The sequence below is a fragment of the Streptomyces atratus genome, from assembly GCF_014648655.1.
Lineage (GTDB): Bacteria > Actinomycetota > Actinomycetes > Streptomycetales > Streptomycetaceae > Streptomyces > Streptomyces atratus.
Map to the genome: position 1 here is coordinate 239,820 of NZ_BMRN01000004.1, position 22,281 is coordinate 262,100.

A 22,281-nucleotide genomic window follows, 5' to 3' on the forward strand; every position below is an offset into this window, starting at 1 on the left:
ACGGGCACGTCATTCCCTTTCTGGGGTCGCCTCGCGGCGGCACTTCTGTGGCCCTTCCCGGGGCCGTACGGCGGCGGCCGATGGGCCGGGCGGACCGTCGTCTCACCGGCCGCCCCGTCACCGGTGACCGCTCACGATGCGTTCGGACCCACGTCCGCAGTCGTGAGGGGGTGGCGCAGGGCGGGCAGTGTCGAGTACTCGTCGGCACCGATGTCCCTCGTGCTGCCGCGCTGGTCGCCGTCGATGTCATCGACCACTGCCGGGCTGCCCAGCGTGGCCGCGCCGATCGCCGGGCTTCCCGCCGACAGCCGGAGGATGCCGTCCGGTCCCTGACTGAGCCGGGGGTCGGACCGTGTGTAACCTCCGGATGGGATATTGCCGTTGGAGGCCGCACCCCACAACATGTTGCTCCGCCAGGTGAAGCCGGTGGTAGCCCCCATCGCGACGAGGCTGCCGGAGTCGCCCACAAGCAGGTTGTCGGCGATGACGACGTCCCGCGGCTCGTACTCCCGGGTCTCGCCCGAGAGCATGCCGGCGTTGTTGAGCAGGGAGTTGTGCACGATCACCGCGCGGTCGCACGCGTCGTTCCCCCGCCTTTCGTCCGCTGTCTCGCCGGAGTTGTGGTCACGGGTGGTGCCACTGCCGACCACCAGGGCCCGGCCCGACAGTCCGTTGAGGTAGTTGTTGACGATCAGGTGGTCGTTGCCGTACAGCCGCAGACCGTCGGTGCCGCCGATCAGGTAATTGCCCTCCACCGTGGAGTGGTTGCCGTGACGCAGCACGATCCCACCGCGGCTGTTGCGGATGGTGTTGTAACGGACGGTGTTGTCGGAGGACTTCACCGAGATGGCCTCGGGGTCTCCGTCGCAGCGCTCGAACAGGTTGTACTCCACGACCGCGTGGGCGCTGGACAGCGCCCGGCCGCTGACGCCGAGCCGGATCGGCTCACCGCCGTTGGCGCCGGTGAAACTGTGGTCGGAGAAGTGGTTCTTGAAGATGTGGAGGTTCTGGGCCATGTCGGTCGAGCCGGGGCCGTCGACGACGATGAAGATGCCGGCGGTGGTCTTGTCGTGGAAGTGGTTCCGGTCGATCTTCGAGTCGTTCGCTCGCACGACGACCCAGTAGAGGCCGTCGATGTCCGCGAACTGGAAGTCGTTGCGGGTCAGCCGGATCGTCGAGCAGTTCGCCGGGATCTCCATCGTGGCGCTCTGCCGGAAGGCGAAGCCGCTGACGGTGATGTTGCTCGAATTGTCGAAGACGAAGCTGCGTTCGCCGCGCAGCACAGCACCGCCGCGGGTCTTCGAGACGATGGTGATCGGCGCGGCGCCGGTGCCGTTCTTGCCGGAGACGTTGATCGCGCCTCCCGACGGAACGGTGTAGGTACCGTCGGCCAGCACGATCCGGTCGCCGGGTGCGGCGCCGTTGATCGCACTTTGGAGTTCGGCCAGGGAGCCGACCGGCGTGTCGGCCGCCGATGCGCTGCCCGACAGCGTGGTGGTGAGGGGCACGGCGGCAAGCGCTGCGACCGCGGTGCTCCTGAGGAACGTGCGTCGTTGCATGAGGGCCTCCTGTTGCGACAAGGACGTACCGGGCCGGATCCGTACAGCCCCCGCGGCTGGACGTACCGGTGACCCGCGGTGGGGACAGCCGGGGGCGAACCGGGCCGGCTGTCCCTCTCGTGGGTGTGCTCAGCGAGCGGAGGGGCCGACGTCGGCAGGGGTCAGCGGCCGACGCCTGGGTGGCCTGCTCGAGTACTCGTCCGCGCCCACGTCCCGGGCCCGCCCGCGCGGCTGCCCGTCGATGTCGTGGGTGACGGGTGGCCGCCTGAGTGTGCCCGCGTCGATCGCCGGACTGTCCGCCGCCGGCCGGGCGACGCCGTCCGGACCCGTCACCAGCTTCGGGTCGATACGGGTGTAGCCACCGGCCGGAATGTTGCCGTCGGCGGCGGCGCCCCACAGGATGTTGCCCGACCAGGTGAAGCGCACGGTGTTCGCCATCGCGACCAGTTCGCCCGAGTCCGAGACGAGCAGGTTGTCGGCGACGGTCACGTCCCGCGGCTCGTGCGGGCGCTGGCTCTCGCCGGAGAGCGTGCCCTTGTTGTTCACGAGGGTGTTGTACGCGATGAGGACCCGGTCGGGTGCGTCGTTGCCGCGGCGCTCGTCGGGCGACTCGCCGGGCAGGTGGTCGCGGGCCGAACCGCTGCCGATCACCAGAGCCCGCCCGGACAGGCCGGCGAGGTAGTTGTTGACGATCACATGGTCGTTGCCGTAGATCCGCAGACCTTCCGTGCCGGCGACGAGATGGTTGCCCTCCACCCGGTTGCGGTTGCCGTGCCGCAGGACGATCCCGCCGAAGCTGTCGCGGATGGTGTTGTACCGGATGACGTTGTCCGAGCTCTTGACGGAAATCGCCTCGGGGTCGCCGTTGGCGCGCTCGAACAGGTTGTACTCCACGACCGCGTGGGCACTGGACAGCGCCCGTGGGCTGACGCCGAGCCGGATCGGCTCACCGCCGTTGGACCCGGCGAAGCTGTGGTCGGAGAAGTAGTTCCGGTACACGTGGACGCGCTGGGCCATCTCCTCCGTGCCCGCGCCCTCGATACCGAGATAGATGCCGAGCGTGCTCTTGCCGTGGAAGTGGTTGTGGTCGACCGAGCTGTCGTCCGCACGCACCATCACCCAGTGCACGCCATCGATGTCGGCGAGCTGGAAGTCGTTGCGGGTGAGCCTGATGTGCGAGCAGGTCTCGGGGATCTCCAAGGTGGTGCTCTGACGGAAGGAGAATCCGCTGACGGTGATGTGGCTGGACCGGTCGAGGACGAAGCTGTGGGCGCCGTCGAGGACGACGCCGCCGCAGGACTGGGCGACGACGGTCACGGGCGCGCGCTCGGTGCCCTGCTTGTTGCGGATGGTGACGGGCCTGTCCGGCGGGACGGTGTATCTGCCGTCGGCGACGACGATCCGGTCACCGGGCCGTGCCCGGTCGATCGCGGCCTGGAGCTCGTCCAGCGAGCCGACGGCGGCCGGGGCCGCCGTCGCACTCGCGGTCAGAAGTCCGCCGGTGGGGACGGCGGCCAGCGCCGCTCCTGCCGCGGTACCCATGAGGAACGTACGGCGTTGCATGGTGCCTCCGTGAGTGTGGTGGTGGACCGGGGCCGGGCCCTGGCTCAGCGCTCGGCCCGGTCGGCCGGAGCGTCCAGGTACAGCTCGATGACGGGCACGGGGGTGTCGGGGCGCTGGACGGGGATTTCGAGAGTGAGCGTTCCGGCGGGCTGCCCGCCCATCTCCGTGTTCATGGCGGGCCGGTCCGGGTCGATGTGGACCTGGATGATCTCCGAGGCGTCGTTGAGCAGTTGGGCGTAACGCACCCGGCCGGCGAGTCCCGGCAGGTGCAGATGGCGCAACGGCCAGGCGAACAGATGGACGTAGAGCCGGTCGCCGCGCTGGGTGTACCGGCACTCGGAGGGGGCGGTGTACGGGGACGGGCCGCAGCCGCGGACCGACCGCTCGTGAAGGTCCATCCACCGGCCGATTTCCCCGAGGACGGCGACGGCGCGCGGGTCGAGGTCGCCGCGGCCCGTGGGGCCGACGTTGAGCAGCAGGTTGCCGCCCTTGGACACCCCGTCGACGAGCATGCGGATCAGCAGATCGGCGCTCTTGTGATCGAGGTTGTCGCGGTCGTAGCCCCAGCTTCCGTTCAGCGTCTGGCACGCCTCCCACAGCACAGGCCGCCCGTCCTTGGCCATGGGGCCGGAGGGCTGGTACTGCTCGGGGGTGACGAAGTCGCCGGGAAGGCCGGTCCTGTCATTGACGAGGACGTGCGGCTGGAGTTCGCGGATCGTGTCCAGGAGCTTCGGGGAGTCCCAGTCGTCCGGGCCCTTGCCGCCCCACCAACTGCGGCCCGCGTACGAGAAGTCGAAGAAGAGGTAGTCGACGCGTCCGAAGGACGTGAGCAGTTCACGGACCTGGCCGTGCAGATAGCGCTGGTAGTCGCGGATGTCACGGTCGGCGGTCGCGGCCTTGAACTCCTCGTCGTCGCGCTGGGGATGGGTGCCGTCCACGGGAAAGGACGGGTGGTGCCAGTCGATCAGGGAGTAGTAGAGGCCGACCTTGAGCCCTTCGGCGCGGCACGCCTCGACGAACGGCCCGACGAGGTCGCGGCCGTACGGGGTGTTGGTGACCTTGTAGTCGGTGAGGGCGCTGTCCCACAGACAGAAGCCGTCGTGGTGCTTGGTGGTCAGGACGACGTATCGCATGCCCGCCGCTCTGGCCGCCCTGGCCCACTGGACCGGGTCGTAGCGGTCGGGATCGAAATGGTCGAAGTAGACCTGGTACTGCTCGTCGGTCAGCTTCTCCCGGTTCTTGACCCACTCGTGCCGTGCGGCGAGGGAGTACAGGCCCCAGTGGACGAACATCCCGAACCGGTCAGTGGTGAACCAGGTCGTGTCCGGGGCCGCCGCGGGACCCGTGGTCGCGGCGGGCGCGGACGGGTACGCCCGTGGGGTGTCGGCGTTCGGGGTCATGGGGGCATAGCTCCTTGTCGTCGGCGTCTGGTGGTGCGTTCGGTGCGCGGTCGGCGATCCGGTCGGCGCGACCGGAGGGCTGGTGGTGCGGGGTGGTGCGGGGTGGGCCGAGGTACGGCCGGCGCGGGCGGGATTCGGACCGGTCGACGGACGTCCTGGCGCAGCCGGCTGCCGGGGCGAGGACGTGCCACGTGGGCGGTGTCGTCGCCACGCGTCGGCCCGCAGGCCGGGCGCCGCTCGCGCTGCCGGGCGGGCGAGCGCGTCGCGGGGCGGGCCTGACGGGCGGATCGCTCGCGGTGTCAGCCCTTCAGGGCGCCGGAGGACAGACCGTGGACGAAGGAACGCTGGAAGAAGAGGAAGACGATCACGGAGGGGAGCAGGGCCAGCAGGGAGGCGGCCATCACCACTCCGGGGGTTACGGCGGGGTCGATCCGCAGGGTCCGCAGCGCCAGCGGGAGCGTGTAGGAGGAGGAGTCGGTGGAGACGAGGAGGGGCAGCAGATACTGGTCCCAGATCATGGTGAAGCCGAAGACTCCGATGACCCCGAGCGCGGGCTTGCACATCGGCAGGATGATCTGGGCGAAGATGCGCAGGTCGCCGGCGCCGTCGATACGAGCGGCCTCTTCGAGTTCCCGGGGCACGTCCTTCATGAACTCGGTCATCACCAGGATGGAGAATCCCCAGGCGCCCAACGGGACGATCATTCCGGCCAGGGTGCCGATGAGGTTGAAGTGGACGACCGGCAGGTCGGCGAGGATCAGGGACAGCGGGAGGGCCAGGATCTCCTCGGGCAGCATCAGCGTTGCCAGGACGGCGACGAGCACCAGCGTCATCCCGGGGAAGACCTTCCTGGCCAGCGCGTATCCGGCCAGGACGGAGACGGCCACCTGGAGCAGCAGTCCGAAGCCGACCACGAAGAACGAGTTCAGCAGGTACGCGAGCACGCCCTGGTCGAAGGCGATCCTGAAGTTGTCCAGAGTGGCGCCCGAGGGGATGATGCTCAGCTGTGTCGGGTCCTTGACATGGCCGAAGGCGCTGACCAGCAGGGCCATCAGGGGCCCGGCGAAGACGATCAGGACCAGCAGGTAGGTGACGGCCTTCAGGATCCGCCCGCCCGGGCTCCTGCTCTCGGTCAGGCCCAGCGCGGTCTCGGTCGGCGCGTTCATTTGCTCTCCCTCCGTCGCAACAGGTGGACGACGACTGTCAGGATCAGCGTCGCGATGAACAGCAGGACGGCTCCCGCCGCGCCGACGCCGAGTCGGTTCTGCTCCAGCCCGAGCTTGTAGATCAGGGTCATCACGACCTCGGTGGAGCCGTCGGGCCCGCCGTTGGTGAGCAGGAACACCTCGGTGAACACGCGCAGTCCGCGGATCGCGGCGAGGATGAACAGGATCGAGAACACCGACCGCAGTCCGGGCACCGTCACATGCCATACCCGCTGCAGCCTGGAGGCACCGTCGACCTTCGCGGCCTCGTACAGACCGCGGTCCACACTCGTAAGCCCGGCGAGGAAGATCATCATGTCGTAAGGGGCGCCCCGCCAGATGCCGGTGAGCATGATGGAGGCCATCGACGTGTCGGGGTCGTTGATGAATCCCGAGGGGCCGAGCCCCACCAGGCCGAGGATGGAGTTGAGCATTCCGTCCCCGGTCGGGTGGTACATGATCCGCCATAGCTCGGCGACGACCGCGATCGGCACCACTACCGGCAGGAACGCCGCGGAACGCACGAATCCCAGTCGGCGGCCCTGCCCTTCCATCAGCAGCGCGAGTACCAGGCCGAGAGCCATCGAGCCGGCTGTCTGCCCGGCGGCGAGGACGACGGTGTGCCACGCGGCCTCGCGGAAGCCGTCGGAGTGGAGCACCGTGGAGTAGTTCTCGGTGCCGACCCACTTGTTTCCGAGGTAGGGCTGGACGTCCTGGAAGGACATGGTCAGCGCGCTGGCCATGGGGATGAACTTGAAGTACAGGAAGAGGAGCAGTGCCGGGGCCAGGAACAGCCACGGCGTCCACCACCGGCCGGTCCGGCGGTTGCGCCTGCGACGGTCGGCGGCTGCCCCGCCGGCCGGGCGGACCGATGTCCGGGTGGCGGGGCCGGCCGCCGAGGGGACGGCCGGATTCGCCTGGTCGAGACTCATGGCGCGGCGATTCCCTGTTCCTTGAGGATGCCGGCGAGCTGATTGTCGAGCTCGCCCAACTTGGTCTCGATGTCCAGGCCGCAGTCGGCCATCAGTGCGTTGATGGTCTCCGCGGTCGCCTGCCGCACCGGGGTCCAGTTCGGGATGGACGGTGCGTACCGCCCGGAGTTCTGGTACGCCTCGGCATAGGTCGCCCAGCGGGGGTCGGGGCGGACCTTGGAGATGTCCACCGTCTTGTTGACGGGCAGTTGCACGGTGAAGCCGGTGTCGCCCTGCATCCCGGTCTTCTGGCCCTCGGCGGAGATGGCGAAGTCGGCGAAGGCGTCCTGGCCCGCCCGGTTCTCGGAGCCCGCCATCAGGTAGATGGAGCCACCCTCGGCAAGCACGGTGGCGTCCTTCGGACCCTTGGGCATCGGCACGACCTCGTACTTGTCCTTGCCAAGGGACTCATCGAAGCGAGGCATGAGGTACGGGCCGACGACGAACATGCCGGTCCGGCCCGCCTCGAACGTCTCATTCGTGGGCGGGGTTTCCATGGTTACGGCACCGGGCTGGATGACCTTGTCCTTGCAGCCGAGGCTGCGGAACCACTGCACGGCCTCGACCGATTGCTCCGTGGTCATCGCGGGCTTGTACTTGCCGTCTCCGGTCTCGGTGATGAAGTCTCCGCCCGCGGCCCAGAGGAAGTTGGAGAAGTACCAGGAGGCGTATCCGCGCTTGGTGGACAGGGGAGCGGCGAGGCCGAAGGTGTTCTTCTTGCCGTCACCGTCGGGGTCCTTGGTGGTGAAGGCCTCGGCCATCGCGGCAAAGTCGTCCCAGTTCTGCGGGACCTGGAGCTTCAGCTTCTCCCGCCAGTCCTTGCGGATGAGCAGCGCGGACGCCTGCGCCGAGTACGGCAGGCCGAACTGCTTGCCGTCCACGCTCTTGCCGGAGTCCAGCGCCTGGCCGACGGCCTGCTCAGTGCTCTTGACCTTGTCCAGGTCGATCTCCCGGAGCAGGCCTTGGCTGTGCATGGCACCGAGCTGCGTCACATCGTTCATGACGATGTCGGGGAGGTTCTTCTGCGCGGCCCGCTGCTGCAGCTTGGTCTCGAAGTCGTCGAAGATGGCGGTGACCTCGACTTTGTAGCCCGTGGCCTTCCCGAAGGCGGCAGCGACTCTGAGCGTGCCCTGCTCTCCCGGTCCGCCCGGTGTCGTCCTGACCCATAGCTCGAGCGGTGCCTTGGAGTCCTGCTTGGCGTCCACTCCCGCAGGCCCGGATGTACAGCTGGTGAGGACCAGTGCCGAAGCGAGGAAACCCGCACCGACCCACCGCGATCTCTGCATGACAACTCCTGTTTCCCGCATCACAGTTGGCCTGGAAAGCGCTTACTGGGGACGCTAACGGGGACCGAATCGGCGGTCAATAGTCCGATGAATACAAAAATCTCGCGATGGCTCGTGAGATCTGCGCAGATACGCCTCCGTGCGCCGCCCCCGTGGTTCGACGCCCCGGCGAAGGGTTTGGACGCCCTGAAGTATCACCTGGAAGACAGGCGGTTCGGCCCCTCTGGGTTCCGATCGCCCGACATTGTCCACGATCGTGACAGCCGCCGGGACGGTGAACGCCAGGCGGCTGGGCTTCACTTGAGGGTTTTGTAGTCATCCGATGTATCGTGTTGCGGTGTGTCGTCGGGGAGCTGAACAAGTCACGCCAACCCTCGACATCCGGTCAGACAATTCCTTACACGCCCGACCGCGGGTCGCCGGTCGATCCACTGACGGCCTGTCAGCGACATAGCTGAGGAGTGCAACCGACATGAACGAGCCGGCACCCAGACCGACAGCACTGCTGGTCATGGAGGAAGAACGCAGGGCAGACGTCTATCCCCCCGAGGTTCTGGCCGAAATCGACCGGCTCGTGCACCGGCAGGGTCCACCTCTCACACGGCAGCAGCTCGACGAGGATCCCGACGTGTTGGGACGGATCGATGTCCTGCTCACGGGCTGGGGCGCGCCCGTCCTCGATGCCGCCTTCTTGTCGCATGCCCCTCAGCTGCAGGCCGTCCTTGTCGCGGCGGGCTCCGTACGTCACCTGACCACGCCTGCTTTCTGGGCACGCGGCATTCCGATCGTCTCCGCGGCCGAGGCCAACGCCATTCCGGTGGCGGAGTTCACTCTCGCCCAGGTCCTCCTCGGGCTGAAGCAGGTACACCGCATCACGCGGGAGGTGGCGAGCAGCCGTCGCTTTCCTCACAATCCCAAGGTCCCGGGTGCCTACCGGTCACGCGTGGGCCTGATGGGGCTCGGGCACATCGGCCGTCTCGTTGCGGCCCACCTCGGCCGCTTCGACATCGAGATCCTCGCCACGGACCCCATCGCCTCCGCAGACACCGCCAGCCGGACGGGCGTCCGGCTCGTCGGCATTGAGGAGCTCTTTGCCACCTGCCACGTCGTCAGTCTTCACGCACCACTCCTGCCTGAGACCCGCGGCACGATCGGGGCACGGCTGTTGAACTCCCTGGGGCCGGGCGCGACGCTGATCAACACCGCACGTGGCGCGCTCATCGACGAGCGAGCCGCAGTGGAGGTCCTGCGTGCCAGACCCGACCTCACCGCTGTACTCGATGTCACGCACCCGGAGCCTCCGGCCCGTGACTCGCCACTCTTCACCCTTCCCAACGTTGTCCTGACACCCCATCTCGGCGGTGCTCTCGGGGCCGAACGTCACCGTCTCGGGCAGCTCGTGCTCGATGAACTCCGCCGCTTCATAGGGGACCAGCCTCTTCAGTACGCCATCGACCCCACCCGCGCCGCGTCCCTGGCCTGACGCCGCAGAAGTCGCAGCGGCACCTGCGGGCGCGGGGGTTCGGGCAGGTGCAGATGGTGAGCCAACGAACCTCACAATGCGGCAATTTGCGCCACTGTTGGGGTGCTCGCCGGCAACCGCGTGCCGGGTCGGAGCCCGCGTCGAGCGCGCCTTCGCCCGCATGAAGAACTACAAGATCCTCCGTGACTGCCGACAACGGGGCGACGGCCTCCACCACGCGGTCCAGGCTGTCGCCCACATGCGCAACTTCGCCCCGACCGCGTGGCCAGAACCACCGAGTCCGGCTCTGATCTGTCGGAACACAGCCTTCTGCAACACGCGTTAGTCAGCACTGGCCTGGGCGGATTCGCTGCTCCGTGTCAGCCACAGGCTGCCGGAGCCGACCGCGACGACCGCGCCGGCCACCCGGGCCAGGATCGATGTGGTGCCGGTGAGGTCACCGAAGTTGGTGCACGGGCGCAGGCTCGCCGGGATGCTGCCCAAGGGTGAACTCGTGGAGATCGCCGACAGCTACACCCTCGTTCCCGAGGACCAGCCGCAACAACTCGCCCGGTATATAAGGGACTTCTTGCGGAGGTCCTGAAACTTGAACCGGGTCCTATGTGGTGAGGCGGATGATTCGCTTGTAGCAGCAGACAGCGGCGGCGAGGCCGAGAAAAGTGAGGGGAGGGTGCGGGTGCGGAGAGTGCCGACGATGGTGAGGAGATCGGCGCCGAGAGAGAGTGCGTCCCTGCGTGGTGTGCCTTCCGCGATGGGTTTGGCCCTCCTCCTCTACGGGGCGACCCGGTGCTCCACCACTACGGTGTCCGGACAGCCTGCGGCTGGCTTTTCCAGGGCAGCCCGGCGCCGTCCGAGTGACCCTCGTGTCCCGTCGCACTGAAGATTGAGCAGTCTCATCGCAATCTGAGTGACCGCTGTTGCCGGAGTGTCGCCGGTTGCCAATGGGGTTCACGTAACCTCGCGGCTTGTGGGGTTCATAGGAACGGTGTGGGGCCGCGCGCGACGCACGTGGGCAAGGGACGAACTATCCCCGTCGCAGGCGGTGGTCTACGACCGCCTGCGAGACCTGTTCGCGGCGGGCGAGTACGAGAAGGCCGAGGCCGGGGCGAGAGTCCTTGCGGCCGCGCCAAGTCACGTCTGGGACCGGGGCCCGGTGGTGGAGTGGCTGGCTAAATCCTTGGCCACGGCAGCAGCTGTCGCTCACGGGCGCGGAGCCGAGGTGCTGGCCGAACTGGACGCCCTGATCGCGGATTTGGAGCGGACCACCGGCGCCGGGCGGGCTCTTCTGCTGACGGTCCGGGGGAACCGCGTGGCGGTTCTCGTCGGACAGGGGCGCTACACGGAGGCGGAGGCTGAGGCGAGCGACATACTGCGTGCCTCGGCCCGTCTCGCTCACCTCACCGAGGTGTGGAGGATCGAGCTGTCTGCTTTGGCCAACCTGGCAGATGCCCTGTGCGGGCAGGGCCGCTACGAAGAGGCGAGTGCCATCGCCCGTGGAAATCTGCCGCGGGCAGAGGGGCGCACGGCTGCCGCCCTGCACTGTGTCCTGGTGCGCAGCCTGAACGGGCACGGCCGACACGAGGAGGCTTTGGCCGAGACCCGCCGGCTCATGTCGTACCGGGTTCGCGCCGAGAGCGGGGCCCTGGGGATCGCCACGGCCACGGCCCTGCACGGTCTGGGCCGCCGCAGTGAGGCGGAAGGCGCAGCCCGTCAGGCGTTGGCCGCCTGCGAGCAGTTCCTGCATCCGGCCCACCCCCGGATCGAGGAGGCCCGCACACTACTGTGCCGCATTACCGCTGAGCATCCGCTCGCCTGACGAGCACGCACCGCTCAACCTCCACTGAGACGGCCCAACTTGCGCTGAGACAGGACATCCCGTGACAGCGATTCTTGTTCGATGGCCAACGAAGTCGGAGTGCCAATAGCTTGCTGCCGCCGAAGTTGGACCAGTGAGGCCTGGGGGCACGGTGGGGGCGCCGGCGCGTGCGTACGGGGATGCCACGCGACTTCCCCGGGGCCAGGCAAGGCCCACTCGTGATCGCGTTACCAGCTCTGCGGGCATCGCTTCATCGCGAATATCGACGCAAGCTGAAATTCTTCACTTACTTCCACGTTTGGATAACTTTGCTCTTTTTGGACACTTGATAATAGTTGGCCACTGATATTTCCAGTTTGAAAACTGCTCCGTACTGTTTGCGGATGTCCGCCACTGTCTTCGACGCCGGCTCGTGCAGACACCGTGTGACGGGCGGATCACTCCTTACGCACAGATCGTGCTCCTCGACCGGCTTCTTCTGACTGCTGCGCACGGTGTCCCATGACAAGGTCTGCGAAGGGTCGAACACCTGGGCCGGTTCCGGCGTGTTGGGACCCGTCGGGTTCGGGCCGTGGCCCCGGTAGTAGGCAACGAGGTGCCTTCGGTAGTAGTCGTGGTTGAACGGGATCGTCCCCCCGGGAGCCCCGGCGAAGGAGTCACGGTCGCCTGCGGTGAAGATGCCGTCCAGGACGTCAGCGATTTGATGCGGATCAGCTCCGTAATAGGCAGTGACGCGCATGGCGCAGCGGATCTTGTACTGGTCATCACCGGTCGGGAAGAACCACTCTTTCGCCGCTCCCCCGACACACATGTCATTCACCGTGACAAAGCCAGGAGTGAGGGCGGTGTTCTTGTCGTAGGCGTGCACGATGCTCCGAAGATGCTCCTCGGCAGCCTTGCGTGACTGTTGAACCTGCGTGCTGCCCGCAAGGTTGCGTACCTCCTTCGGGCTCGTGGCGCGGTTTTGGGAAGAGCAGGCGGAGAGGATGAGGAGGAGAAAGAGGAAACCGAGGAGACGCTTGACGGCTTCACGCACGGCAGATGCGGGGGCCGGTGCCCACTTCACAGTCATGCGGCAATTGTTGCGACGCCGTTGGCGACGTCCATCCGTGCACGTACTCATATGAGTCCAAGGGCACCCCGCGCGGGGTGCCCCCGGTAGCGGTGGCATTTGTGGTCACAGGCTCATGCCCCATGATGTGTTCCAGGGGGGTTGGTGTAGAGGCGTGCCCCCGGGTCCACGGTTGAACGACTTGGCGGACCGGCCGTACTTGAAGACGGCCGCTTTGGGCACCATCTGACCGGACCCTGCGGGAACTCCGGGCGGGTCAGGAGCCGGCGCCCTCCCGGGTCGGGACGGTGACGTGCTGGACGCGCATCGGGTGCCCGGGCTCGGTGGCGGGGCCCGCGGTGGCGCCGTCGGCGGTCGGGAGCATGCCGCCCATGGCCACGTTCAGGATCAGGAACAGCCCGTGGCGCATCGCCCGGTCCCAGGTCCGGGCATCCATGTGGGCAGCGGTCGCCCGGTGGTGCTCCCGCCCGTCCGGATACCGGCGCACCTCCTCGGCGCCGGCCTTCGAGTCGACCTCGACCGCATAGTGGTGGAGCGCGGCACGGCAGCCGGAGCACGGTTGCGTCCCGAGGCGAGGCCCACGCGGTTAGACCAGGACAAGGCCATCGCGCCGCCTCCCGGGTCAACTCGTCGTAGCCTTTGGAGAGTTGCGCGATGGCCTTACTGTGGCCAGGGCTCATCACAAGATCCCTGCTGTACCACTCAGCGGGACGCCATCCTCGGCCTGTGTCGACGAGCTCGAGCGCACGTCGACAAGGGTCCGGCGCGGGGCGTTCGATCACCTGTTGCAATCGGCCTTCTCGAAGGGGCAGTCAGTGAAGTACGTGCCGCAGTGGCTGACGTCGACGTCATGGGATGGGGTCGGCACACTCGGCCTGGAAACGGATGCTTCAGCGCCGGCGGCCGAGTGGCCCGAGCCCGTGCGAGAAGCTCTGGAAGTGGCGCGCGAGTACGGGCTTCCGGCCGAGGTGGACGGGATGTTCTATGCCGGCAGCCGCGGCGGCGCGTTCACTCGGGCAGGCGAAGGCGCCGCCGGGCCGTTCTGGCGGCTGGGACAGCACGATTCGCAGCTCGGTGACTCGTACGTGTCCGAGTACGTGCTCGACGAGAGAGGATGGGTCGTGCTCCTGGACCCGTCTCTGCCCGAGCCGCGGTTCGTGAACTCGTCCCTGATCGCTTTCCTTGACGCCCTCGCCGGGTGGGACTACCGGAACGAGCACCTCGACGATTTCGACGACCTCGAGCCGGAGGGCGACGAGGAGGAGGACGATCCGGCGGAAGAGGCGCGGGTGGCGTTCGGGATGGAGATCGCCCGGAAGCTGGGGAAGCGGGACCCGGCTGCGTTCACCGGGGAGGCCATCACCTGGTGGGACCGGGTGTACGAGGAGGTCGAGAACGACGTCATCTGACGTCGGGCTCGGGAAGCCCGGTAGGCCCCCACCGCACCCCATGCCCGCAGTTCACACACGCGCTTGACGTCGTGGCCGCACTGCTTCTCCGTCTTGATGAACGGGTGCACCGTCACCGGGTCTCCTTCGCGAAGAAAGCCGTCGCGCGCTTGAGGACGCCGACATCCTTGCGCAGTCGGCGGTTCTCCCGGCTTCGAGCACTGCGTGAACGCCGACACCACCTGCGCCTGGCGCAAGAACGGACAGCGCTTCTTCCCGGTGAACGGCACCTACGGAGCCTCCGGGCCGTGCCGGGCCTGCGGCTCCTGCCGGCAAGGTGCGTGTTCCCCGCCAGGCACGCGGTCGTCCGCGGCGCACTCCCGCCGACGTCGGTGCCGTCAAGGCGTACGGCAAGCGCAAGAGCCGGGCCTGTCTGCGGCGTCGCGGCATCCAGCACGTGATCCCGGAGAAGATCAACCACAAGGCCGCCCGCATGCGCCGGGGTTCACGCGGCGGACGGCCTCTCACCAGTTGCGCGCCGAGAACGACGATCAAGCCTTCGGCGTCTTGATCTCGGTTCCCTGGGGGGTGAGGGCGTGCCAGACACCCTTCAGTGCCTGGCCCTGGGTGTCGCCGGCTGCCTGGTCGCCCGCGAAGAGGTAGACCGGGTGATTCTTGATGGTGAGCTGCTTGGTGCCGTCCTTGCGTGTGACCGAGCCGAGCAGGCTGGGGTCGATGCCCTTGACGGTGGTGGTGGCCGGGACCGCCGGCCACTTGGCGGCACAGTCCGTGTAGCAGTTCGACATCGCAGGACTTGTGGTGTCCTTGTCGAACGCGTACAGGGTACGGCCCGCCTCGTTGACGATGATGGTGCCCAGCGTCGGCGACGACGACGTGCTCACCGCCCCGGCAGCGGCCGCGGCGGTGGCATCCGACGAAGCCGGTGCGGATGCTGCGGTGGTTGTGCTGCCGCCGCCGGAGGAGCAGGCGGTTGCCAGGGCAGCGACGGCGAGCATGATGGCCGCGGCAGATGCGACGCGGGTGTGAATCTTCATCGGGGTAACCCTTCTCATAGGAAGCAGGAATTGCGGTGAGGTGGTTCTGGCGCGGTGCCACGCCCGGTTGCCCCGAGTCGCACGTGCTGGGGCAACCGCTCCGCAGGGGCAACGACGTCAGGTCAGTGGCGTGTCGCCCCCGCGTCAGGGCAGGGGGGACCATCCCGTGGGCCCGGCAGTGGAGCGGTCCGCGGGATGGTGGTCGAGGCAGGTCAGAGTGGTCGGGTCGTGGCGACCAGGCGTCCCGCATGGTCCATCACGGAGATGGATCGGATGTCGGGAAGGTGCAGGGCACTCGCCCCCGTCACGGCGGCGCTGCCGTTGGGGGTGATCGCCCAGGTGGCCGCCTGCTCCTTGCGGCCGTCCATCGAGGAGACCTGGAGGATGAAGGGTCCTGGTGCTCCTGCGGGCAGGTCGGCCAGGGTGACGCTCACCGCAGTGCCCCAGGGCTTGGCCGTGAGCGTGGCGCGGCCGGACACGGAGTACCCGGCGGCCGAGGTGAAGGCCGTGGCCGGGCCGGTCGAGTGCCGCAACGGCAGCAACGACCCCAGTCCGAGCCCGGCAACCACGATCAGGGCCGCAGCCAATGCCAGCCACTGCCGACGAGCCCGGCGCCTGCGTGCGACATCGGCGGCGCGGACCTGCTCCAGCAGACGGTCGAGCCCGGCCGACGAAGCCGGAGGCGCCGCGTCGGTGTCGGCCTCGCGCGTGGCCTGGGGACTGGGCGCGGACATGCCCGGGGCACGGCGGAGCAGTCCCGCCAGCGGGGCCGAATGCGCGAGCTCGTCACGGCATTCCTGGCACGTGGGCAGATGGGACTCAAGGACGCGGCGGTCGGTCTCGCTGAGACCGCCCAGCACATACGCGCCGATCAGCATGCGCACGTCATCATGGTCGGTGCTCACCGTAGAACTCCCATTTCTTCAAAGGCTGCGCGCAGGTTGCGTACGGCGTAGTAGGCGCGGGACTTGACCGTTCCCTCCGGGATCGTGAGCCGTGACGCGGACTCGGCGACAGTCAGCCCCTCGAAATACAGCGCCTGGATCACGTCACGATGCTCGCCGGACAAGCGTTCCAACGCTGCGGTAATCACGTGCCCCTCCAGCGCCGCCTCCACATCATCGGCAGAAGGTACAGCCGCGAGTGCCTCGTTGTCGCAGAGCAGTTCCGGACGCCGCTGCTCAGCGCGCCAGCCGTCGGTGAGCACGTTTCGGGCGATCGTGAAGAGGTAGGAGCGGATGGTGACGTGGCCTGGCTCGATCTTGTTGATGCTGCGCCACGCCCGCAGCAGCGTCTCCTGCACGACGTCCTCCGCCTGCTCAGGACGGTGCACGTACCTGCGCACGAAGGAGAGCAGCACATCGTGGTGCTCGGTGTACAACGCAGTCATCAACTGCTCGTCCGGCGTCACGCTCGATGTCCTCGTCTCGCAGGCTGGGGTCGCTTGGAGCATCGCCGGGCCCGGGCTGCAGGCGGTGGACAGTCCACGCCCCGGGGAGGCGCGGAACCAGATCCGATCCATCCGACTCACTTCCATACCTGACCGCACCGGCTGCGCCGTCTTCGAGGACGGCTGCGACATGCGGTTTCTTGTGTCCTGAGGCACTGATCGAGTGCCCTTGCGGCTGCGTATACGACGAGCCGGCGGTTTAAGTTCACCCGCAGGCAGCGGACGAACTCAGGTTCTCACCGCCCGTCGGAGCGAAGGCCCGTCGGCGCCCTTGGAGGTCGCGCAGACAGGCGTGCGTTCATGGGCGGCGGACCGGGTGTTCGTCCCATCGGTGGGTCGTCCATGTTCGGACCCTCGTAGTCGCCTTCACGCCGCCCATTCTCTACGGGTTGGGCCTGGATCCGAGCTGGGTCCGGCTGCCTCGTTCACGCTGCGCGCAATTCACCGTCGGCAGAAGTACCTGGACACTCGCCGGCCCCACGCTAGCGTCGCATCATGGAACTCACCCAGGTCACCCCTACTATCTGGCAGTTGGCCTTCCCGGTCGGGCACGTCTACTTCGTGCGCCTGCCGGACGGTTATGGTCTGATCGACACCGCCATGCCGGGGTCCGCCCCCGCGATCCTCGATGCCCTGACGCGGCTCGGCGGCCGCTCACAGGACCTGCGGCAGATCGTGCTCACTCACTCTCACATCGACCACATGGGCTCGGCTGCGGATCTCGTCGAGGCCACCGGCGCTCGCGTCCTGGCCGGAGCCGTGGACGCCCCGTTCATCTGCGGCACGGCACCCGAACCTCAACCGGTACATACCGCCCCGGAACGCGCGCTTCACGAGCAGATCGTGGCGGGCTTCTCCGAAGCGTACGCCGGGCCCCTGCACCATGTGCCGGTGGATGTGGAACTGCACGACGGAGACACCATTGATGGCTGGGGCGAGCCCGTCCACGTCCTGCACGTGCCCGGACACACCCCGGGAAGCATCGCGCTCCACCTCTCCTCCAGCGGCGTGCTGTTCCCGGGCGACATCGTCGCCACCGCGGAGGGCCGGGCGATCCTCGGCCCGTTCAACGTGGACAGGGAGCAGGCTATTGCCTCCTTCAGGCGGCTGGCCTCGCTGGAGGTGGAAGCGCTGTGCGTCCCGCACGGCGAGCCGGTGTTCAAGGGCGCGAGCGAGGTGCTGCGGGCGGCAGCTCCGGAGAATGACTGGGTGTGAGTCGAGCGCAGGTCAATCGATCGCGCGGGTAGCCGGAGGGGTGACGCCCCGGGCGTATCGCACCATCGAGCCAGAGCCCCGGATCAAGCGTCCGGCACCCGAGTCGGGCATGCATCCCGAGGCCCTGCGCGGCTGGATCCGCCAGGCCGAGGCCGAGGCCGTTGCCGGCGAGCGCGACCCCGGCTTATGGGCGGCGCCCGGCGCTCCGCCCGCGAGCGGGGCAGATCCGACCCGGTCGACGCCGAGTCCGTCGCCCGGGTCGCCCTGCGGGAGCCCGACCTGCTCGTCCGGAGCCACACGGACAAGGAACCGCCGGAACGCGACCGTGACGAGCCCCCCGGCGCGCGCCACCCAATAAAGCATTACTGGTCGGCCTGCGGGCTGAACCGAGTGCCGCAGGTGGTCGTACACATGGCTGCAAGCCTCTCAACACTCAGGAGAACAAGTCATGAGGAAGAAGAAGCTCGGCTGGACCCTCGGCGCGGGTGCGGCCATGATCCTCGGCCTGGGCGCCGCGGCCTCCGGCCTGTCCAGCGCGAACGCCTCGACCCCGGACACGTCCGCCTCCAGCAAAACGCACCCGGTCAAGGTAGATGTCTTCGCGCCCGAGCGCGGGGACAACGCGGGCGTGGAGGGCAAGGGCTGGATCGTGGACCTGAAGCTCTCCTTCCGGGGCAAGACCCTGGCCCAGACCGGCTACAACGGGCTCCAGCTCACCGGCCCGGCCGCGCACAACAACATCGCACCCTTCCCCGGCACGTTCTCCACCGGCCAGGACGACAAGATCCCTGGACTGGTCGTGCTGGACTCCACCACCAACAGCACCCTCCCCGGCTTCACCGGGCCCGGCACCAACCTGGCCAACCTGTTCAACCTCTCCGGCGTCACCAACCGCACCCCGCACAAGACCGAACTGTGGGACACCTGGATCGTCGGCGCCCCCATCGCGGGGCAGAACGTCGACACCACCCTGACCGTGGCCGTCGTCGACGACCTCAACCACGACGGCATCTACAACGACGCACCCGGCGTCGTGAAGGACCTCGACGGCGATGGGAGGATCGGCGCCAAGGACCTGAAGCTGATGGGCGTCGCCTCCAACATTGTTACCGTCCCCTTCCACATCAACGCCGACCCCGCCTGATCCCCGCCAGGTCAGGAGGGCGCCGCTGCTGGGCCTGTGAACGCCCGCACGTGTGCCGCAGTGCGCGCTGATGCTGATGAGACGTCGCGATGACGATGCCGTCTCGCCCGTCTTCGTCCGCTGCTCCGTGGGTGGTCCCCTGCGGACACCCGTTACTCGGCTGCAGACATGCCTGGGCAGTTCCTGGGCTCGCCGGCTCGCCGGATACATCATTGCCGGCGCACGCCCGGCCACGCCGAAGACCGCCCTGCCCGCAGCGGCATTCCTGTCCGCGGGCAGGCGTCCGGTCCGACACGCCACCGTGCTCCGCAGGTTCCCGGGCCAAAGCCCCACGGCTTGGTCCGGGAACCTGCTGCGCCAGTGCAAGGTCCTCAACTCTCCACGTCCCGTCGCACATGACTGACAGACGGACGGGCCGACACCCGGTCCCCCCACCCCACCATGAGGAGCTACTCCCATGAACTCCCCGAAGACCCGTGCGGCCCTGGTGGCCTCCACGGCACTGCTGGTCGTCTCCGGCGCAGCGCCGAGCGCCGCCGCCGCCCCTGCGCCTGCGCACGGTCGCACCTCCGTGGCGCTCGCCTGGTACGACACCACAGCCGACACGATCGCGACGGCCGGCTCATCACTCCCTCCGGTGACCAACAGCCGTACTTGGGCGGTCAGTTGGATCGCGGCGGCGCGGGCCTTGCAACATGTGCCGTCCGGGGTCGACCGCAGGGACTATCAGGACGCGGCGCTGGCCGGCGCGGTGCACCGCGCCCTGGTCGAGCTGGTGCCCACCCGTGCCCCGGAGCTGGATGCCGCCCTGCAGCAGACCCTGGATCAGATCCCCGACGGCCCGGCCGAGACCTTGGGCGCCACAGCCGGCGAACGCCAGGCGTTGGAGGTCCTGCACGACCGCGAGGGAGACGGCCTCGATGCGGCCTCGGTAAACGCCCCCTTCACCGTGCCGCCGGCCGCGCCAGGCGTCTGGCAGCCCACCCCGCCCGCGTTCGCCCCCGCCATCCAGAACGGCAGCCGGTTCGCCCGGCCCTTCCTGCTGAAGAGTGCCAGCCAGTTCCGACTGCCCGCGCCTCCCGCTCCGACGTCCGAGCGGTACCAGACCGACCTGAAGGAGGTGCGAGACTTCGGCGAGCTGAACAGCACCGTGCGCACCGCGCGGCAGACCGACACGGCCAACTTCTGGTTCGACTCCTCGCTGACCCTGTGGACCAAGCCGATTCGCGTCGCGCTCGCCGCCACCTCCCACCAGCCGCTGCTCAAGCAGGCCGAACTCGTCGCCCTGACCAACGCCACGCTGGTGGACACCCAGATCGCCACCTCCGACAGTAAGTACACCTACCCGCTGTGGCGCCCCGTCACCGCGATCGGAACCGGCGTCGGCGAGATCCCTGCCGACCCGTCATGGACCCCACTGCACACCACCCCGGCGCACCCGGACTACCCCAGCGGCCACAACACCTACGCAGGCGCGACAGAAACCGTTCTCACCGCCCTCGCAGGACGGCGCACGGCCCCGTTCACCCTGACCAGCGCCACCGCACCGGGCGTCGTCCGCACCTACACCGCATGGCACCAGCTCACGCTGGAGAACATGGACGCGCGGGTCTGGCTGGGCATCCACACCCGACTCGCGGACGAGGCCGGGGTCAAGCTGGGTACCGATGTCGCCAGGTATGGCCTGAACCACGCCCAGTCGCTGTTCCAGGAACACTGAATCGGCCAGGCGAACACCGCCTCGACTGTGCGCAAGCCCCTGCTCCGCTGCCAGTCGCCCATGGACCCAGCCCTGCCAGAGGCTGGGCGGGGTCCACCGTGAACCGCTCCTGACCGGCCGCCCCGGTGCTCCCCCTGCACCGGGGCGGCCACCTCATCAGCCGCAGCCGCAGGTGAAGTTGACGATCCGGCTGCCGCAGCCGCCGCAGCTCGGGGGGGCTCACCCACCGGGTCTTCATCGGCAACGACTGGGCGAAGCTGCTGAAGCGGAAGCAGACCTACGGCTCGGCCCGCGACCGCGAGCAGGTCATTCCGGCCGGCCTCGGCGGCAGCCGCGAAGGCGGCCGACAGTGGTGCGCAGCGCCCGCAGGTGCCCGCCCATATGAGGGAGATCGCCGCGCAGTGGGAGGCCCGGAGCACGATCCAGGCGAAGAGCACGGGCGGCTCCCACCCCGTCGAGGACCAGGTGAACCCGGCCCAGCCGAACCGGATCACCTGGTACGCGTCCACCGGATGGACCAAGCCGTAGCCGGGCGACAGTCGCGTCCTGGCACCCAATGAGGTGCCGGGCCGCGACAACCCGCCGCAGGAGCTCGGCGACTGATCACGGACACATGAGCGGGGGCCGGTCGCCTTTTGAGGGGCGGCCGGCCCTTCGGCCGGTCGTAGGGAGATCAAGAGGGCATGAAGCGGAACTGCGGGCGCGCTTAAGAAAACCTCGATGGACCTGTGGCGCGGGGTGCGGCAGATTTCTCCGTGACGGCAGAGGATGGTGCGCGGCAGCCGATCGACGCGTGCTGCCATGCCGTCCTTCTTTTCTTCCCCGGGCCGCAGGCTTCCTCAAGGCTGCCCCCGGCCCGGGGTACTCAACGCCGTACCAGCGCAGGGAGCCGCAGCCGTGAAGGCACTCGTGAAGCAGAAGGCCGAGCCGGGACTCTGGCTGATGGACGTGCCCGAGCCGGAGATCGGCCCCTCGGACGTACTGATCAAGGTGCTCCGCACCGGCATCTGCGGCACGGATCTGCACATCCGGAACTACGACGGCTGGGCGCAGCAGGCCGTGAAGACCCCGCTCGTCCTCGGCCACGAGTTCGTCGGCGAGGTCGCGGAGACCGGCGCCGATGTCGTCGACATCAACGTCGGTGACCTGGTGAGCGGCGAGGGACACCTGGTCTGCGGGAAGTGTCGCAACTGCCTGGCCGGACGCCGCCACCTGTGCCGCTCCACGCTCGGGCTCGGCGTCGGCCGGGACGGGGCGTTCGCCGAGTACGTCGCCCTGCCCGCGTCCAACGTGTGGGTGCACCGGGCCCCCGTCGACCTCGACGTCGCCGCGATCTTCGACCCGTTCGGCAACGCCGTGCACACCGCGCTGTCGTTCCCGCTGGTCGGCGAGGACGTACTGATCACCGGCGCCGGACCGATCGGCATCATGGCCGCCGCCGTCGCCCGGCACGCCGGCGCCCGTCACGTCGTCATCACCGACGTCAGCGAGGCCCGGCTGGAACTGGCCAGGAAGGTCGGCGTCAGCCTCGCTCTCAACGTCAGCGAGGAGACCGTCTTCGAAGGCCAGAAGCGCCTCGGACTGCGCGAGGGCTTCGATGTCGGCCTGGAGATGTCCGGCCGGCCCGAGGCGATGCGCCACATGATCGAGAACATGACGCACGGCGGCCGGATCGCCATGCTCGGACTGCCGTCCGAGGAGTTCCCCGTCGACTGGTCCCGCATCGTCACGTCGATGATCACCATCAAGGGCATCTACGGCCGCGAGATGTACGAGACCTGGTACGCCATGTCCGTACTGCTGGAGGGGGGCCTGGACCTCGCCCCCGTGATCACCGGCCGGTACGGCTACCGAGACTTCGAAGCGGCCTTCGACGACGCGGCGAGCGGCCGCGGCGGCAAGGTCATCCTCGACTGGACCTCCTGACCCGACGCCCTCGTAGACAGCTGGGAGA

General features: G+C 68.3%; 20 protein-coding genes and 2 pseudogenes. 10 read left to right on the forward strand and 12 right to left on the reverse strand.

Annotated elements, in window-relative coordinates; translation table 11 throughout:
- Window positions 1-131: 131 nt before the first annotated feature.
- The 6 genes from IEZ15_RS09095 to IEZ15_RS09120 all read right to left on the reverse strand — a co-directional run bounded on the left by IEZ15_RS09095 (window position 132) and on the right by IEZ15_RS09120 (window position 7,984).
- Window positions 132-1,559, reverse strand: coding sequence for a polysaccharide lyase 6 family protein (locus IEZ15_RS09095; protein WP_189275649.1), 1,428 nt, complete (start codon window positions 1,557-1,559; stop codon window positions 132-134).
- Window positions 1,560-1,688: 129 nt separating this feature from the next.
- The gene (locus IEZ15_RS09100; protein ID WP_189275652.1) at window positions 1,689-3,122 is read right to left on the reverse strand and encodes a polysaccharide lyase 6 family protein; all 1,434 of its coding nucleotides are present in this window, start codon (window positions 3,120-3,122) and stop codon (window positions 1,689-1,691) included.
- Window positions 3,123-3,166: 44 nt separating this feature from the next.
- Entirely contained in the window at window positions 3,167-4,522 is a 1,356-nt protein-coding gene (locus IEZ15_RS09105; protein WP_189275654.1) for an alpha-L-fucosidase, read from the reverse strand.
- Between the two features lie 299 nt (window positions 4,523-4,821).
- Window positions 4,822-5,688, reverse strand: coding sequence for a carbohydrate ABC transporter permease (locus IEZ15_RS09110; protein WP_114247327.1), 867 nt, complete (start codon window positions 5,686-5,688; stop codon window positions 4,822-4,824).
- Window positions 5,685-6,659 carry a carbohydrate ABC transporter permease gene (locus tag IEZ15_RS09115; protein WP_189275656.1) on the reverse strand — a complete coding sequence of 325 codons (975 nt, stop codon included), beginning with the start codon at window positions 6,657-6,659 and terminating at the stop codon, window positions 5,685-5,687. Before IEZ15_RS09115 ends, IEZ15_RS09110 begins: the two co-directional genes overlap by 4 nt.
- Window positions 6,656-7,984 (reverse strand): sugar ABC transporter substrate-binding protein, encoded by a 1,329-nt coding sequence (locus tag IEZ15_RS09120; RefSeq protein WP_189275658.1) that lies wholly within the window; start codon window positions 7,982-7,984, stop codon window positions 6,656-6,658. Before IEZ15_RS09120 ends, IEZ15_RS09115 begins: the two co-directional genes overlap by 4 nt.
- 472 nt (window positions 7,985-8,456) lie before the next feature.
- Between IEZ15_RS09120 and IEZ15_RS09125 the strand changes: the two genes are divergently transcribed.
- Together IEZ15_RS09125 and IEZ15_RS44560 are read left to right on the forward strand one after the other, a co-directional pair.
- Window positions 8,457-9,467 (forward strand): hydroxyacid dehydrogenase, encoded by a 1,011-nt coding sequence (locus IEZ15_RS09125; protein ID WP_189275660.1) that lies wholly within the window; start codon window positions 8,457-8,459, stop codon window positions 9,465-9,467.
- Window positions 9,468-9,591: 124 nt separating this feature from the next.
- Window positions 9,592-9,720: pseudogene (locus tag IEZ15_RS44560) on the forward strand (IS5/IS1182 family transposase); the annotation flags it as partial.
- Between the two features lie 68 nt (window positions 9,721-9,788).
- Here the strand turns inward: IEZ15_RS44560 and IEZ15_RS09130 are convergent.
- Window positions 9,789-9,950 (reverse strand): hypothetical protein, encoded by a 162-nt coding sequence (locus tag IEZ15_RS09130; RefSeq protein WP_189275662.1) that lies wholly within the window; start codon window positions 9,948-9,950, stop codon window positions 9,789-9,791.
- On the opposite strand from IEZ15_RS09130, the pseudogene IEZ15_RS44565 reads away from it, so the two are divergent.
- A pseudogene (locus IEZ15_RS44565) lies at window positions 9,919-10,050 on the forward strand (alpha/beta fold hydrolase); the annotation flags it as partial. The gene IEZ15_RS09130 and the pseudogene IEZ15_RS44565 sit on opposite strands and share 32 nt — an antisense overlap.
- Window positions 10,051-10,509: 459 nt before the next feature.
- Window positions 10,510-11,283: a tetratricopeptide repeat protein gene (locus IEZ15_RS09135; protein ID WP_229845808.1), complete on the forward strand. Its 774-nt coding sequence runs from the start codon at window positions 10,510-10,512 to the stop codon at window positions 11,281-11,283.
- A 286-nt stretch (window positions 11,284-11,569) separates the two neighbouring features.
- Here the strand turns inward: IEZ15_RS09135 and IEZ15_RS09140 are convergent, their stop codons facing one another.
- Window positions 11,570-12,355: a hypothetical protein gene (locus IEZ15_RS09140; protein ID WP_189275664.1), complete on the reverse strand. Its 786-nt coding sequence runs from the start codon at window positions 12,353-12,355 to the stop codon at window positions 11,570-11,572.
- Between the two features lie 256 nt (window positions 12,356-12,611).
- Window positions 12,612-12,842, reverse strand: a complete 231-nt coding sequence (locus IEZ15_RS09145) for a LamG domain-containing protein (protein ID WP_189275666.1) — start codon at window positions 12,840-12,842, stop codon at window positions 12,612-12,614.
- A gap of 337 nt (window positions 12,843-13,179) precedes the next feature.
- Between IEZ15_RS09145 and IEZ15_RS09150 the strand changes: the two genes are divergently transcribed.
- Window positions 13,180-13,764, forward strand: a complete 585-nt coding sequence (locus tag IEZ15_RS09150; RefSeq protein ID WP_268250364.1) for an SUKH-4 family immunity protein — start codon at window positions 13,180-13,182, stop codon at window positions 13,762-13,764.
- Window positions 13,765-14,294: 530 nt separating this feature from the next.
- Here IEZ15_RS09150 and IEZ15_RS09155 read toward each other — a convergent pair.
- From IEZ15_RS09155 to IEZ15_RS09165, 3 genes are all read right to left on the reverse strand, one after another.
- Window positions 14,295-14,798 carry a COG4315 family predicted lipoprotein gene (locus tag IEZ15_RS09155; protein WP_189275670.1) on the reverse strand — a complete coding sequence of 168 codons (504 nt, stop codon included), beginning with the start codon at window positions 14,796-14,798 and terminating at the stop codon, window positions 14,295-14,297.
- A gap of 212 nt (window positions 14,799-15,010) precedes the next feature.
- A complete protein-coding gene (locus IEZ15_RS09160; RefSeq protein ID WP_189275672.1) occupies window positions 15,011-15,703 on the reverse strand; it encodes an anti-sigma factor family protein in 693 nt (230 codons plus the stop codon).
- On the reverse strand, window positions 15,700-16,209 hold the full coding sequence (locus IEZ15_RS09165) for a sigma-70 family RNA polymerase sigma factor (protein WP_198676904.1): 510 nt from the start codon (window positions 16,207-16,209) through the stop codon (window positions 15,700-15,702). The genes IEZ15_RS09160 and IEZ15_RS09165 overlap by 4 nt, the downstream gene beginning before the upstream one ends.
- Before the next feature lie 534 nt (window positions 16,210-16,743).
- On the opposite strand from IEZ15_RS09165, the gene IEZ15_RS09170 reads away from it, so the two are divergent.
- From IEZ15_RS09170 to tdh, 5 genes are all read left to right on the forward strand, one after another.
- The gene (locus IEZ15_RS09170; RefSeq protein WP_114247335.1) at window positions 16,744-17,463 is read left to right on the forward strand and encodes an MBL fold metallo-hydrolase; all 720 of its coding nucleotides are present in this window, start codon (window positions 16,744-16,746) and stop codon (window positions 17,461-17,463) included.
- Window positions 17,464-17,911: 448 nt separating this feature from the next.
- Window positions 17,912-18,607 carry a hypothetical protein gene (locus IEZ15_RS09175; protein ID WP_189275674.1) on the forward strand — a complete coding sequence of 232 codons (696 nt, stop codon included), beginning with the start codon at window positions 17,912-17,914 and terminating at the stop codon, window positions 18,605-18,607.
- A 457-nt stretch (window positions 18,608-19,064) separates the two neighbouring features.
- Entirely contained in the window at window positions 19,065-20,327 is a 1,263-nt protein-coding gene (locus IEZ15_RS09180) for a vanadium-dependent haloperoxidase (RefSeq protein WP_189275676.1), read from the forward strand.
- A 381-nt stretch (window positions 20,328-20,708) separates the two neighbouring features.
- Window positions 20,709-20,855, forward strand: a complete 147-nt coding sequence (locus IEZ15_RS09185; RefSeq protein WP_189275678.1) for a hypothetical protein — start codon at window positions 20,709-20,711, stop codon at window positions 20,853-20,855.
- Window positions 20,856-21,224: 369 nt separating this feature from the next.
- Window positions 21,225-22,253 (forward strand): L-threonine 3-dehydrogenase, encoded by a 1,029-nt coding sequence (tdh, locus tag IEZ15_RS09190; RefSeq protein ID WP_114247340.1) that lies wholly within the window; start codon window positions 21,225-21,227, stop codon window positions 22,251-22,253.
- Window positions 22,254-22,281: the final 28 nt, after the last annotated feature.